13 protein-coding genes are annotated in these 14,789 nt (G+C 56.9%); 4 read left to right on the top strand and 9 right to left on the bottom strand.

Annotated elements, in window-relative coordinates; translation table 11 throughout:
* Positions 1-5 precede the first annotated feature (5 nt).
* The gene (locus EE896_RS07060) at positions 6-1,028 is read right to left on the bottom strand and encodes an LLM class flavin-dependent oxidoreductase (protein WP_004571347.1); all 1,023 of its coding nucleotides are present in this window, start codon (positions 1,026-1,028) and stop codon (positions 6-8) included.
* Between the two features lie 316 nt (positions 1,029-1,344).
* Here EE896_RS07060 and EE896_RS07055 point away from each other — a divergent pair, with 316 nt between their 5' ends.
* From EE896_RS07055 to EE896_RS07045, 3 genes are all read left to right on the top strand, one after another.
* Positions 1,345-2,118, top strand: a complete 774-nt coding sequence (locus EE896_RS07055; RefSeq protein WP_140916225.1) for a phosphate/phosphite/phosphonate ABC transporter substrate-binding protein — start codon at positions 1,345-1,347, stop codon at positions 2,116-2,118.
* A gap of 177 nt (positions 2,119-2,295) precedes the next feature.
* Complete coding sequence (locus tag EE896_RS07050; protein ID WP_004571343.1) at positions 2,296-3,210, top strand: ketopantoate reductase family protein; 915 nt, start codon at positions 2,296-2,298, stop codon at positions 3,208-3,210.
* A gap of 126 nt (positions 3,211-3,336) precedes the next feature.
* Positions 3,337-4,398 (top strand): LacI family DNA-binding transcriptional regulator, encoded by a 1,062-nt coding sequence (locus EE896_RS07045; protein ID WP_140916226.1) that lies wholly within the window; start codon positions 3,337-3,339, stop codon positions 4,396-4,398.
* 95 nt (positions 4,399-4,493) lie between these two features.
* Here EE896_RS07045 and tmaR read toward each other — a convergent pair whose 3' ends face one another.
* The 3 genes from tmaR to dacD all read right to left on the bottom strand — a co-directional run bounded on the left by tmaR (position 4,494) and on the right by dacD (position 7,455).
* Complete coding sequence (tmaR, locus tag EE896_RS07040) at positions 4,494-4,820, bottom strand: PTS system regulator TmaR (RefSeq protein ID WP_004571340.1); 327 nt, start codon at positions 4,818-4,820, stop codon at positions 4,494-4,496.
* A 160-nt stretch (positions 4,821-4,980) separates the two neighbouring features.
* A complete protein-coding gene (locus EE896_RS07035) occupies positions 4,981-6,039 on the bottom strand; it encodes an FUSC family protein (protein WP_004571339.1) in 1,059 nt (352 codons plus the stop codon).
* 252 nt (positions 6,040-6,291) lie between these two features.
* On the bottom strand, positions 6,292-7,455 hold the full coding sequence (gene dacD, locus EE896_RS07030; RefSeq protein ID WP_004571338.1) for a serine-type D-Ala-D-Ala carboxypeptidase DacD: 1,164 nt from the start codon (positions 7,453-7,455) through the stop codon (positions 6,292-6,294).
* Positions 7,456-8,032: 577 nt separating this feature from the next.
* Here dacD and sbcB point away from each other — a divergent pair.
* On the top strand, positions 8,033-9,460 hold the full coding sequence (sbcB, locus tag EE896_RS07025; protein WP_078804548.1) for an exodeoxyribonuclease I: 1,428 nt from the start codon (positions 8,033-8,035) through the stop codon (positions 9,458-9,460).
* Between the two features lie 60 nt (positions 9,461-9,520).
* On the opposite strand, the gene EE896_RS07020 is transcribed toward sbcB, so the two are convergent.
* The 5 genes from EE896_RS07020 to ltnD form a co-directional block, all read right to left on the bottom strand.
* Entirely contained in the window at positions 9,521-10,876 is a 1,356-nt protein-coding gene (locus tag EE896_RS07020) for a GntP family transporter (protein ID WP_004571336.1), read from the bottom strand.
* A gap of 124 nt (positions 10,877-11,000) precedes the next feature.
* A complete protein-coding gene (locus tag EE896_RS07015; protein ID WP_078804550.1) occupies positions 11,001-11,786 on the bottom strand; it encodes an HPr family phosphocarrier protein in 786 nt (261 codons plus the stop codon).
* Positions 11,786-12,430, bottom strand: a complete 645-nt coding sequence (gene otnC / locus EE896_RS07010) for a 3-oxo-tetronate 4-phosphate decarboxylase (RefSeq protein ID WP_008926047.1) — start codon at positions 12,428-12,430, stop codon at positions 11,786-11,788. The genes EE896_RS07015 and otnC overlap by 1 nt, the downstream gene beginning before the upstream one ends.
* Positions 12,423-13,685 carry a 3-oxo-tetronate kinase gene (otnK, locus tag EE896_RS07005; protein ID WP_008926048.1) on the bottom strand — a complete coding sequence of 421 codons (1,263 nt, stop codon included), beginning with the start codon at positions 13,683-13,685 and terminating at the stop codon, positions 12,423-12,425. The genes otnC and otnK overlap by 8 nt, the downstream gene beginning before the upstream one ends.
* The gene (gene ltnD / locus EE896_RS07000) at positions 13,685-14,590 is read right to left on the bottom strand and encodes an L-threonate dehydrogenase (RefSeq protein WP_039659849.1); all 906 of its coding nucleotides are present in this window, start codon (positions 14,588-14,590) and stop codon (positions 13,685-13,687) included. Before ltnD ends, otnK begins: the two co-directional genes overlap by 1 nt.
* Positions 14,591-14,789: the final 199 nt, after the last annotated feature.

Here is a 14,789-nt window from a genome sequence, read left to right as displayed (position 1 = left end):
GTCACTTAACGCCAGCCGAGTTCCGGGGCGACATACTTCAGGATCGCCTCAATAACATGGGCGTTATAGGCGACACCGAGCTGGTTAGGCACGGTGAGCAGCAGCGTATCCGCTTCGGCAATGGCTTCATCCTGTGCCAGCTGCTTAATGAGCACTTCAGGCTCTGCGGCGTAGCTGCGGCCAAAGATGGCTCGGGTTTTCTCATCCAGAAAACCGACCGAATCCTGGTCGTTACCGCTGCGGCCAAAATAGGCGCGGTCCATATCATTCACCAGCGCAAAGATACTGCGGCTGACAGAGACGCGTGGCGCATGCTGATGCCCGGCTGCTTTCCAGGCCTCACGATAGGCGCGAATCTGTTTCGCCTGCTGAATGTGGAACGGCTCACCCGTTTCATCATCTTTCAGGGTTGAGCTTTGCAGGTTCATGCCCATTTTTGCTGCCCACTCTGCGGTGGCATTGGATCCGGAGCCCCACCAGATGCGGTCGCGCAGCCCTTCAGAAAGCGGCTCAGGGCGCAGCAGGCCAGGCGGATTCGGGAACATCGGCTGCGGATTCGGCTTCGCAAAGCCTTCGCCGCGCAGCACCTCCAGGAACTCTTCGGTGTGACGACGTCCCATATCCGCATCGCTTTCACCTGCTTTGGGTTCAAAGCCAAAGTAGCGCCAGCCATCAATCACCTGCTCCGGTGAACCGCGGCTCAGACCCAGTTGCAGACGACCATTGGAGATCAGGTCTGCTGAACTGGCGTCTTCCACCATGTAGAGTGGGTTTTCATAGCGCATGTCGATGACGCCGGTGCCAATCTCAATCTTTTTGGTGCGCGCGGCCACGGCAGCCAGCAGCGGAAACGGCGAGCTCAGCTGGCGGGCAAAATGGTGGACGCGGAAGTAAGCGCCATCTGCGCCCAGTTCTTCGGCGGCGACCGCCAGGTCGATCGACTGCAATAAGACATCCTGCGCGGTACGGGTGGCAGACTGAGACGAAGGCGTCCAGTGACCAAAAGATAAGAAGCCAATATTTTTCATCTGTAGTTCTCCTGACAGGCGTTAAACGCCTGTGAGCATAAGGCGATATTCGATAGGGAAAGGTTACGCCCTCCGCGCCGCCACTGATAGTCAATATCTTTCAGCGCTATATTCAGGATTTTCGACATAGCCTGCAGCGTATCCACGTTACTTTTGACCAACCTGGCTTTCACTCTTCGGGTTTCTGCGGGTTTCTGCGGGTTTCTGCTGTCAGGCACTGGCGCACCCAATAGATTGCCGGGGCGCCGGTTGCTGCTGAATCTGAACTACCCTTGAGTGCATTACGCGCCACCGGAAAACACAGCGGAGAACACACATGAATACCCTGCTCGCTTTGCCGATGTATGCGATTCATCCGCCTGCTACACAGGCGCTGATGCAGACGATGGTTACCCTGCTGGCGCAGCAGGGTATGGCCGCGCAACCGGTCTGGCCTGAGGATTTGCTGACACACTGGCAGAATGATCGGTTGCTGCTGAGCCAGACCTGCGGCTATCCGCTGGTCAGTCAGTTGCCTGCAGTGCAACTGGTCGGTGCATTTCACTATCGGGCACCGGGCTGCAACGGTTACGCGTATCGCAGCTGGCTGGTGGCGCGGGATAAAAAGGCAACGCTCGCCGATTTCAACGGTCAGCGGGCCGTGGCAAACAGCCTGGACTCGCACTCCGGCTATAACGCGCTGCGGCGGTTAGCAGCGCTTCAGGGCATAACGTTTTCGCAGCTGTTGCTGAGCGGCGGGCACCGTCAGTCGCTGGCGGCACTGCGTGATTCACAGGCGGATATCGCGGCGATCGACTGCGTCAGCTGGGCGCTGCTGGCGCGCCATGCACCTGAGGAACTGCGCGGCCTGCATATCATCGGAGAGTCACCAGCCGCACCCGGATTACCGCTGATCACGGCAGCCTCAACGTCAGCGGCCCGGCTGGAGACGTTACGCACAATACTGCTTCAGCTGGTGAGCGACCCTGCGTTTCGCGCCATCTGCGACGATAATCTGATCGGCGGATTCAGCCCGGTGCATCGGGACAATTATCAGGTCGTGATGGCATGGGAGCAGCAGGCCGCCGCGCTGGGCGTCGCCCGGCTGTAACGCACCATGCTGGCTTAATCGTTTAACCGGAACAGAGGGAGACTCTGCGTTGCCGCCTCCCTGCCGACGCTTTCCCGACCTGGCATTTTATGCTCCTCAATGCGCTCTGACCTTGCTAAGACTGGTAAGCCCGGCTGCGGCGTTCTAAGGTAGAGGTTTTCAGAAAGGGAGAGTGGGATGCGTATTCTGATGGCAGGTGCCGGGGCGACCGGTGGGTATTTTGGCGCACGACTGATTCAGGCAGGTCAGGATGTCACGTTTCTGGTACGTGAACGGCGTTATCAGCAGCTTCAGACCCACGGTCTGGTATTACAGACGCCGCAGGGCACTGAAAAGTTTCAGCCGCAGCTAATCCAGGCCAGCACGCTGAAAAGCCACTATGACCTGATTATCGTGACGGTGAAGAGCTTTGCCCTTGATCAGGTCATGGATGACATTGCGCCTGCGGTCGGCCCGGCAACCCTGATCATGCCGATTCTCAACGGAATGCGGCACATCGCAACACTACAACAGCGTTTCGGCGAAGATAAGGTGATTGGCGGCCTGTGTAAAATCAATGCCACGCTGGGTGACCAGGGTGAAGTGATCCAGATGACGCCGCTGCATCAGCTCTTATACGGTGCGCTGGACGGTAACAACGACGCGCGGCTGCAGCGGGTTGATGCCGCACTGCGCGACTGTCGGGTTGATACCCTGTTCAGTGACAACATCATGGATGAACTGTGGGAAAAGTGGCTGCTGCTGAGCACGCTGGGCGCGGTCTGCTGCCTGGCACGCGGCAATACTCAGCAAATTCTCACCTCGCGCGGCGGTGAAGCGCTGTTACAGGGGGTTTTCACTGAGATTCTGTCCGTCATCACTGCCGAAGGCTATCAGCCGCGCCCGGCGGTCACCGCCCGCATTTTTGAGCTGCTGAACAATCCGGCGACGCCCATGACCTCCTCTATGTATCGCGATCTCACCCAGGGCTCTGATATCGAAGCGGATCAGGTGATAGGCGATCTGCTGCTGCGGGCGAAACGAAATGGCCTCGCGACGCCGCTGTTGAACGCAGTGGATGTGAATCTGCAGGTCTATCTGCAACAGCGTTAACCAGGGCCGACTACGCTGACCGGGTGCGGGAATGGCCCCGGCAGTGTGGCGGTGAAAGTGTGGTCAGCAGCAGCAGCGCAGCAGGAAAATTTGCTACACTCATCGCTTCATATTTTGGAGAGTTCAATGACTTCCCGCTCCGTGACCCTCGATGATGTCGCTCAACTGGCTGGCGTCTCATATCAAACCGTTTCACGTGTTTTAAATCGTTCTGAACAGGTGTCAGCCCGCACGCGGCAAAGGGTTGAGGCGGCAATGCAGCAGCTCAATTATGTGCCTAATCGCGTGGCGCAGCAGCTGGCGGGCAAAGCGACGCGCACGCTCGGTCTGGCTACCAGCGATCTGGCGCTGATGGCACCGGCGCAGATCGCCTCGGCGATTCAGCAGCGTGCTGCGAGGGCGGGATATCATCTGGTGATCGCGATGGACAGCGGTAACGATGCGGCCGCCACCGTGAATGAACTGCTGGCACAGCGGGTCGATGGGCTGCTGATCAATCTGCCGCTGGAGGCGGACGAGGCGCAGCAGATCCAGTTGCTGTGTGGCAGTAAACCGGTGCTGTTTCTGGATGTTGAACCCAGGGCCGCGGTGGCGCAGTGTCAGTACCCGAATGAGTCTGGCGCGCGCGCTGCCGTTGAACATCTGGTGTCGCTGGGTCACCGTCAGATTGGCCTGCTAAATGGACCGCTGCGCTCGGTGTCCGCCCGTCAGCGTGAAAACGCATGGCGTCAGGCGCTGGCCGATCATCAGTTAACGCCGCACTGTTCCCTGCGGGGCGACTGGAGCGCACAGTCCGGCTACCAGGCGCTGCTGGCGCAGTTGCCCGACGATCTGCCACAGGCGCTGCTGGTCGCAAACGATCAGATGGCGCTGGGTGCGATGCGGGCGCTGCATCAGTATGGCGTGGCGATTCCCGGTGAGATATCAGTGATTGGTTATGATGATACCGCCGAGAGCGCATGGTATCAGCCGCCGCTGACCACGGTGCGGCAGGATTTACACTTTCTTGGCGCACAGAGCGTCGAGCGGATGCTGGCGCGGCTTCAGGGTGAAGAAGCTTCACACATCGCGCTGGAAACTACGCTGGTGATCCGCGAGACCACCGCCCCGCCCGCAGATAAGCAGGTCGATTTAGTGGCGCTGTCACAGCAGCTACAGGGGATTGCGCGAAGGCTGGCGGGTAAATAAATCTGCGGTTATGCGGGCAATAAAAAACCCGCTCCATCAGAGTGGAAGCGGGTTCGCATGGGAGCTCAGTCGCATTAGCGCTCAGCTATAGGCCCTTACGCTTTTGGGTGTTCGCCCACGCCCATCGCTTTGATCTTTTTAGACAGCTCGCGACGCTCTTTCGACAGGTCGGCGTTTTTGATGATGTACTCATCGACGCGATCTTCATAATCCACACGCATGCTGGCGATGATTTCCTGAATAGCCTCAACGCTCATGCCCGGTTTGATATATTCGCTCAGGTTGTCGAGCAGCAGAACGCGCTTCTGGTTGTCGCGAATTTTCTTCTCGTTGTCGACGATTTCACGCTGCAGTTTGTTTTTGCGGCGGAACATACGCACGAACTCCAGTACGTCCTGAAATGACTGCTTGGCATTTTCCATGATGGCACCTTTCTTTGAGCCTGCTGACGCAGGGAGAGAGTCAAAACGATCAGCTTAGCGGCTAGCCCGCCAGGTAAGCAATTTTCACAGCTAAATTCAGACTGGCTCTTATCTTAGCGCAAAGAAACCCGGTTTCACATTAAGTCATTGTCTGAGGTGATTATTTGCGCAGCGCCATTCGCATCAGATCGGTCATCCGCTCCAGCTGTTTCGCCAGTTCCAGCGTCAGCCAGACGTAGCCGTAGATGGGCGTCTCTTCCAGACCATCGCTGCCCGCGTCGGCGATCAGCCGCCGGAGTTCGCCGCTGATTTCAGTCAGCTCATGGCTGTTGGCAATCACCTCTTCCGTTTCCCCCTCAATCGCCATCACCGACAGCGCCCGCAGCGTGTTCTCGGTCATCTGCTGGGTGCGGCGAAGTGCGGGTGCGTTAAGCATAATCAGATGGCTTTCACGCGATGCCCACCAGGCATTAATCTGCATCTCAATGGTGTTAACCATATTACGGTTAATGGTCTGAATGGCTTCAAGCACCGACTTCGGGATGCGCGTCTCTTTGCTCGACGGCTCCAGCAGCGCTCGCATCTTAATGACGCTGCTCAGCAATTTGCTCAGCGGCTTGTTGAGACGCGGCTTTTCAACCAGATTGGGCGAAAAACCGGCGTGATAGATCTTCGCCATTTCCGCCAGCGCGTCAGAGAGCTGAATACGCCAGTGGATGTAGGCCCGCTGCGCCCAGATCGCGGTAAACAGCAGCGCCATCAGCGATCCCAGAATCACATCACCGCCCCGCCACAATGCCATGGTGAAATCGCCGGTTGGCGCACCCACCACCACACTCAGCGTAATTCCGATCAACAGCGCCATGTAGGGATGTTTGCCCAGCGTCAGATAGCCGCTGATCACCATGATGACACCGCACCAGGCCAGCATCACCGGCATCGAGATCAGTTCCAGCTTCAGAGCAATCAGACCGGAGATGGAGCCCGCCACCGTGCCGCTGATACGCTGCAGCGCGCGCGGAAAGACATTTCCCCAGGTGGAGATCGGTCCCATTACCACCACCAGCGTAATCAGCGGCCAGGTGCCTTCAGGTATCCCGGTTGCCCGGACAAAGATGAAGCAGAGCAAAAAGGCGATGGCAATGCGCACGCCGTGAACGGAGCGGTAATGGCGATAAAACCAGAACTCCAGTTTTGATATGGGCTTATCAGGACGCAAGGTGGCTTTCCGGTTGCGGGAACATAATGTGGCTATCTTAACCCTGAACGCGGCTCAGGCTTAGCGCAGGCGGGATATTTCAAACAGTTTTGACGTTCGCTTACAATTATCAACATCCGTCTCACATACCTGCCCGGAAGTTAAAAACAACTGGCTACGGCTCTGTAACTTTTATCGACACACAGTCACAGGGCATCAATGTGAAAACGGGCAGCCCGCAGGCTACCCGTTTGAGTGCTGACAATCGGCTAATCAGAACTTCTGCTTCAGATAATCCGTCACGCGGGTAATGACACCGGCCGGTTCAACCCCACTGAGCGCCACCAGCGGATAGTGAGCAATCTGCTGATCTTTATCGATCACCTGAATTTCACCCACCACTTCATTGGCTTTCAGCGGGGCTTCCAGATCTTTGCGATTAATGACGTACTTCGCCTTCACGTTCTGCACTTCACTGCGCGGCAGCGACAGATACACATCATCTGCGGTTCCGACATCGACCTGATGAGGATTACCGTACCAGACATTTTCAGTGCCAATCTTCTTACCGGCGTGGAACAGCTGAACAGTATCAAAGGTGTTCTGGCCCCAGACCAGCAATTTACGCGCCTGCTCTTCACGGCCTTTTGAACTTTTACCCCCCATCACAACGGCGATGAGGCGATGCTTGCCCACCACATTCGAGGCAATAATGTTAAAGCCTGCCGTCTCAGTGTGACCGGTTTTCAGTCCATCAACGTGAAGATTATTGTCCCACAGCAGGCCATTACGGTTGTTCTGAGTGATGCCGTTCCAGGTCAGGGTTTTCTCACTGTACATGGCATAAAAGTCCGGCTCACCATCAATAATAGCGCGTGACAGTTTTGCCATATCAAGCGCACTGGAGAACTGACCGGGTGCATCCAGTCCATGCACTGTTTCAAAATGGGTATTCTGCAGACCCAGTTTTTCGACATAGTGGTTCATCATGCCGACAAAGTTTGCTTCGCTGCCCGCCACGTAATCCGCCAGCGCAACGCAGGCGTCGTTACCGGAATCGATGATGACGCCACGGCTTAAGTCCCGGACGCTCAGTTTATCGCCTGGCTTCAGGAACATCAGCGATGAGCCTTTAAACACCGGATTACCCGCTCCCCAGGCATCTTTACCCACCGTGACCATATCGTCGCGGCTGATTTTTTTCTGGTCGATGGCGCGATCCACCACGTAACCGGTCATCAGCTTGGTCAGGCTGGCGGGATTGCGGCGTTCATCGGGATTACCCGCCGTCAGGACCTGCCCGGTGGTGGCATCCATCAGCACCCAGGAAGCGGCATCAATTGCCGGAGGCGTCACAGGAAAGGGGATCGCATCAGCCTGTGCCAGCGAGGCCCAAAATAGAGTAGCGGTAACGGTGAACAGCAGACGCCTTTTCAACACTTCATCCTTAATTACACGGGAGAGAAAATTTCTAAAACGAAACGGAAACAGCCGCACGTTTTACGTTAAAAGCGTTGTGAAGGTTTGAATAAATTGAAAAAAAGTATGAACTGATGACGGGGTTTGACCTGCCAGGTGTCGGATTACCGCCAGTGATCCGCGTCATCCCACAGGTAAAGAGCAGATTTCATAGGGCGACCTGCACCGCGAGCGCCGGGCATGACGCAGTAAGAACAGGCGAAACAGCGTCCGGTCTGGGAGCGTGACAAACGACACCAACAGGGTCTTATTCGTCTGACGCTGCGGTTCTTGCTGCGGTGCAGCTAAAAAGCAATGTAGCGGGTTAAACCCTTAACTTCTGGCGTGCCGGATTATGGTTTACCATACAGGTAAAACGTCAGCTGCTGTATTGGCCCACTATAATGGCACGACACGGCTGGACCACAATCAGCGCACATCAGACACAACGAACATCATTCAGCCTGCTGTGCGCAGACAAATTCAGAGCGAACAGAGAGCCGTTTTCTCGCTTTCTGTTTATAAAGTCAGTGAACGCAATGAACGGATATGAAATTTGAATAACGACCGCGTACAGCCTACTTTCCTCTTCCACGATTATGAAACCTTTGGCACCAGCCCCTCTCGCGACCGGCCCGCCCAGTTTGCCGGCCTGCGCACCGACAGCGAGTTTAATCCGGTTGGTGAGCCCGACGTGTTCTACTGCCGTCCGCCTGATGACTACTTGCCACAGCCCGAAGCCGTGATGATTACCGGCATTACCCCACAGATTGCGATGAGTCGCGGCGTGATCGAAGCAGAGTTTGCCGAACGCATTCATACGCTGTTCACTACCGAACAAACCTGTGTGGTGGGCTACAACAACGTGCGTTTCGATGATGAAGTGACACGCAATATCTTCTATCGCAACTTCTATGACCCTTATGGCTGGGCCTGGCAAAATGGCAACTCACGCTGGGACCTCCTGGACGTGATGCGTGCCTGTTACGCATTGCGCCCTGACGGGATCATCTGGCCGGAGAATGAAGAAGGCTTCCCCAGCTTCCGGCTGGAGCATCTGACCAAAGCCAATGGCGTAGCCCATGAAAATGCCCATGATGCGATGTCTGATGTGTACGCCACGCTGGCGATGGCGAAGCTGGTAAAAGAGAAGCAGCCAAAACTGTTTGAGTTTTTGTTTACTCATCGAAACAAAAACAAGCTGATGAACCTGATCGACATCCCGCAGATGAAGCCGCTGGTCCATGTCTCCGGCATGTTTGGCGCCGCGCGCGGTAACACCAGCTGGATCGTGCCGCTGGCCTGGCATCCCGATAACCGCAATGCGCTGATCGTGGTGGATCTGGCGGGTGACATGTCGCCACTGTTGCAGCTGGATGTTGACACGCTTCGTGAGCGTCTTTTTACGCCGAAAAACGACCTTGGCGATCTGCCGCCGGTGCCGGTAAAACTGGTGCATATTAACAAATGTCCGGTGCTGGCCCCTGCCAGTACGCTGCGTCCGGAAGATGCGGCCCGTCTGGGCATTGACCGTCAGCACTGTCTGGCGAATCTGGCACTGCTGCGTCAGCAGCCCGACGTGCGGGAAAAGCTGGTCACGCTGTTTGCGGAAGCGGAGCCGTTTACGCCGTCAGACGATGTAGACACGCAACTTTATGATGGCTTCTTCAGTGATGCCGACCGCGCCGGGATGAATATCATTCGTCAGACCGCGCCCGCGAATCTGCCCGCGCTCGACCTGAGCTTTGAAAGTGCACGGGTGGCAAAACTGCTGTTCCGCTACCGGGCGCGTAACTTCCCCGGCACGCTGGATGATGCCGAGCAGCAACGCTGGTTGCAGCATCGCCGTGAAGTGCTGAATGCTGAGCGCGTGTCGGCGTTTATGCAGGAGCTGGAGGGACTGGCCAATCTGCATGAAGCGGATGCAGAAAAGGTTGGGCAGCTGAAAGCGCTCTATCTCTATGCGCAGGAGCTGGTTTCCTGACGTACTGAGACACTCAGACCCGGCATCACCTGCCGGGTCTGAGTGTCTGATATTGCTGAATCAGAGTACGGTCCACGCCAGCCAGGTCAGTGCAAAACCGCTTAATCCCATTATTGTCGTCAGCACGGTCCAGGTGCGTAAACCATCGGCGACGGATAATCCAAGATAACGTGTCACCACCCAGAATCCCGCATCGTTGACATGCGACAGTCCCAGGCCGCCAAAACAGGCTGCGAGGGTGACCAATACCCGCTGCATATCCGTCACGCCAGTTACCGCCTGCGTCAGCAAACCACTGGTGGTCAGGATGGCAACTGTCGCTGAACCCTGTGATGCACGCAGTGCCAGCGACAGGATAAACGCAGCCGGTACCAGCGGCAGATGCAGCGTTTCAAGCGTGACCGCAAGCGCTTTACCCACGCCCGACTCCACCAGCACTTTACCGAATGCCCCACCCGCACCGGCCACCAGAATCACGCTGGCTGAGGTGGGAATGGCCCGACCGGTCAGATCTTCCAGCTTGTCTTTGCTCCAGCCCCGTCGCACGCCCAGCAGCCACGCCGCCAGACCTAAAGCAATCAGCAGGGCAATCGGCGGCGTGCCAATCACGGTCATCACATTTCGCAGCAGGCTCCCTTCTGTCAGGAGTGTGTGGGACAGCGTTCCCAGCACAATTAACACAATCGGAACCACAATCAGACCGCTGATGGTCAGCGCGCCGGGTGGAGCTGGCTCATTTTTCTTTTCCTGTCCCTCCGGCTTTGCCATCTGCAACTGTTCCAGCACCTCCACCGACAGATGGTAATGGCGACGGTTCATGACCTTCGCCACGTAGTAGCCGATGATGCCGACCGGCACTGAAATCGCAATACCCAGCATCATCAGCCAACCCATATCGGTGTGCAGGATGCCCGCCGCAGCGGCTGCTCCCGGATGGGTCGGCAGCGCCACGTGCACTGTCAGCATCACACCCGCCATCGGCAGACCAAATTTCAAAGGTGAGACACGTGCCACCTTAGTGAAGCCATAAATCAGCGGGATGACGATAATAAAGCCCACTTCGAAAAACACCGGAATGCCCAGGATAAAGGCCGCCATGGTCAGGGCCGCGACGGTTCGCTTTAGCCCCAGCGTTTTACTGAAGCGTTGCGCCAGCGATTCAGCACCGCCCGAGGCTTCAATAATCGCCCCAAGCATGGCACCCAAAACGATAATGATGGTGATATGACCGAGCAGTCCACCCATCCCGGTGATAATCGTCTCCATGATTTTTTCAGCCGGAATGCCGGTCGCGATAGCCACCAGCAGACTGACAATTAACAGGGCGACAAACGGATGAACTTTGGCTTTGATGACCAGCAGCAGCAGGATCACGATGCTGGCGGTCGCTATGGCTAACAGCAGTGCGGTGGACATAGTAAACCTCAGAAATTGTTATATTTTTTGGGTTATCGGCGTACAGAAATAGCAGGTGCAGGGCCAGAAAAAAGGCAAGCCTCTCCCTACCGGTGCCGAAACACCGGTTTTAAAGCACGTTAAATCAGGTTCTTATCTTCCAGGTTTTAAACCAGCCAAGCCCCTCGGTCGTTTTTCCGCGCGGGATGTACTCGCAGCCGATCCAGCCGGCATAGCCAACCTCATCCAGCAGCGCGAAGAGGTACGGATAATTAATTTCACCCTCATCCGGCTCATGGCGATCCGGTGCCGACGCAATCTGTACGTGACGATAGCGTCCGGCATAGTGGCGAATCAGATGGCTGAGGTTGCCGTCAACGCGCTGCGCATGGAACAGGTCGAGCTGAGTAAACACATTCGGCCGGTCGATCTGTTCAGCCATCTCCAGCGTCTGATACTGGCTGGCGTAGAGATAGTTGGGTTTGGTTGTCGGGTTGAGTGCTTCTATCAGCAGGGTGATGCCGTGCGGCGCAAAGCACTCAGCCGCATAACGCATGTTACTGATAAAGGTCTCGACGTAGCGCTGGCGGTCGGCACCAGGCGGCACCGTCGCGGCCATGATATGAACCTGCGGGCAGTTCAGCGCAATCGCATAACTCAGGGCGCGATCGATATCCGCCTTAGCTTCCGCTTCCCGTCCGGGAATGGCAGAGACGCCCCACTCACCCGCCGCAATGTTGCCGGGAGCTGTATTGAACAGCACCAGCTCCAGATGATTATCATCAAGCCACTGTTTTATCTGCGTGGCGGGATAGTCATAAGGAAACAGAAATTCCACCGCAGTAAAACCGGCTTCAGCTGCTGCCGCAAAGCGTTCAGCAAAGGGGTATTCTGTAAACTGCGTCGAGAGGTTAGCAGCAAACTTCGGCATTATCGGCTCCTTAATTCCGCCACTTCGGCATCATTGAGATAACGAATCGGGCGGTCGCCCAGGGTAAATATCAGCCGGGCAGTCTCTTCCAGCTCTTCGGTGTTGTCTGCCGCTTCCTGTAGTGACTTGCCCACCACCACCGGACCGTGATTCGCCAGCAGAAAGGCACGGTAGCGCGGAGCCAGCGTTGCCAGATCCTCGGCCAGTCGTTCATCGCCCGGCTTGTAGTAAGGCACGACCGGCACATCACCCACGCGCATCACGACATAAGGCGTAAACGGGCGAATGCAGTTTTTCTTGTCCAGACCCTGTAAACACGACAGCGCTGTGAGGTAGTGGCTATGCAGATGCACCACTGCCCTGCAGTCGGGATTATTCAGGTAGAGCGCGCGATGAAACGCGATTTCCTTGGAGGGTTTATCACCGGAGAGCCATTCCCCCTCAGGCGTGACTTTTGACAGCCGATCACCCTGTAATTCCCCGAGGCAGGAACCGGTGGGTGTCGCCAGCAGATTGCCATCGGCCAGCAACATAGAGAGGTTACCTGCGGAGCCGGTGGCATAGCCACGCTGAAAGAACGACGCGCCAAGACGCACCATCTCGTCACGCGCCTGCTGCTCCGCGAAAGAGAAAGATTCAGACATAAGTAAACTCCGTTTGCGCGCGGCGGAAAAAGTCTTCATCGCCAAAATTGCCTGATTTCAGGGCCAGTGAGAGCGGCTGATGGATATCGCGAACCCAGGGTACGCCAGGTGAAATGGTCGGGCCGATGTGAAAGGCCGTTACGCCCAGGCTCTGCGCAACCACACCGGAGGTTTCACCGCCCGCTACGATAAAGCGCTGCCAGCCGCGCTGCTTCAGCTCACGGGTGACGGCGGCGAACAGCTGCTCAACGGCTTCACTGCTGCGCTGCGCACCATAGCGCTGCTGAATGACCTGCAACTGTTGCGCGTCCGCAGTGGCAAACAGCAGCGGTGCCAGCGCCTGATGGCGATGTGCTTCTACCCAGTCGCACAGCTGTCGGGCATACCCTTCAGCATCTTCCAGGCAGTGTTCAATCTCAACTTCGCAGGCCGGTGCCAGCTGGCGATACGCGGCAACCTGCCGGATGGTCATCTGCGAGCAGGAGCCGGAAAGTACCACGGCGCGATCGCCCTGCGGACGACCAGCCTGCTCCGCCTCAGCGTCGGTCTCAGCCGTCGCCCACTGCCGTGCCAGACCGATAGCCAGCCCCGAACCGCCGGTGACCAGCCGCATATCGCTTAGTGCCGCGCCCAGCGTCACAAGATGATCCTGATGCAGAGCATCGGTCACGACGTAGTTGATCCCCTGCGCCGCCAGCTGGCCCAGCGCCTGACGCACTGACTCTGCGCCCTGTTCGACCTTCGCCGCTGCGATCAGCCCGGCTTTTCCCGACGCCTGCGACGTCATCAGACGCAGCAGGTTGCTGTCGTGCATCGGTGTGACCGGATGATGACGCATCCCGGAATCTGACAGCAGCTGATCACCGACAAACAGATAGCCCTGGTAGACAGTGCGGCCATTGACAGGCAGCGCCGGACAGATGACCGTCTGCGTTTCACCCAGTGCGTTCAGCAGCGCATCGGTCACCGGACCGATATTGCCCTGCGCTGTGCTGTCGAAAGTAGAGCAATATTTGAAGTAGAAGCGCTCGCAGCCCTGTTGCTGCAGCCAGGCCAGCGCCGCCAGCGACTGGGCAACCGCCTGCTCTGCCGGACAAGAGCGGCTTTTCAGGCTGACCACTATCGCCTGCGCCCCGGTGATTTCTTCGCTGGCGGGAATGCCGTTGAACTGAATAGTGCTCAGGCCGTTCTGCACCAGAAAACTGGCGATGTCCGTTGCACCAGTGAAATCGTCCGCTATGACCCCAAGACGCATCAGTTTTTCTCCCCGGCCTGTGGCAGCGTGATGCCGCTGAAGATTTTAATTACCGCGCTGTCATCTTCGCGGCCATATCCCGCGTTGCTGGCTTCGGTGAACATGTTGAGGGCGGTTGAGGCCAGCGGCAGCGGGAAGTGCAGCGATTTGGCAGTATCGGCGACCAGGTTAAGATCTTTCACAAAGATATCGACGGCTGATTTCGGGCTGTAATCCCCGTCTACTACATGCTTCATACGGTTCTCGAACATCCACGAATTGCCCGCCGCATTGGTGACGACTTCATACATGGTGTCCAGCGGGATACCGGCCCGCGCCGCCAGCGCCATCGCTTCTGCACCCACTGCGATATGAACACCCGCCAGCAGCTGATGGATAATTTTGACGGTAGACCCAAGGCCGATTTCACTGCCCACGCGGTACACTTTGGCCGCGACCGCATCCAGCACCGGCTGCAGGTACGCAAAGGCTGCGTCGCTGCCTGAGGCCATTACGGTCATTTCACCGCTGGCCGCTTTGGCGGCACCGCCGGAAACCGGGGCATCCAGCATCAGCAACTGGTGTTCGGCCAGCCGCTGTTCAATCTGCTGCGCATCGTGCGCGGAAAGCGTGGATGAAACCATGACTGCGGTGCCGGGACGCAGTTTTGCAGCCAGGCCCGCTTCACCGAACAGAATGGCGTTTACCTGCTGCGCGTTCACCACCAGCAGCAATACGGCATCAAGTTGGTCTGCAAAGGCAGAGGCGGATGGCTGCGCATCACGTGCGCCGGCCTGACGTAAGCTCTCCAGCGCAGCGGGGTTTAAATCGACACCCCAGGTGTTTAAACCGGCACGCAGACAGGATTTCGCGGCACCCATGCCCATAGAACCTAACCCGATAACACAGATGTTTTCAGCTGGCACGTTACGCCTCCACTGTTAAATTAAGTGATTATTTGTTTGTTACTGTTAATCCTGCCAGCTTACTCCCGGTAAAAATGTGTCATCCTTCACAAAAAAACATCATACCTGTGAACAGGAACAATTTTTAACATGGCATACTTATCCGCAATCAGGCCTTAAACGGCGTTAAAGCACGCTATCATGGGATGTATGCTGTTAT

Source organism: Pantoea eucalypti, from assembly GCF_009646115.1.
GTDB lineage: Bacteria > Pseudomonadota > Gammaproteobacteria > Enterobacterales > Enterobacteriaceae > Pantoea > Pantoea eucalypti.
Note: the sequence above shows the minus strand (reverse complement) of the source record. Positions and strands in the feature narration are given on the sequence as shown.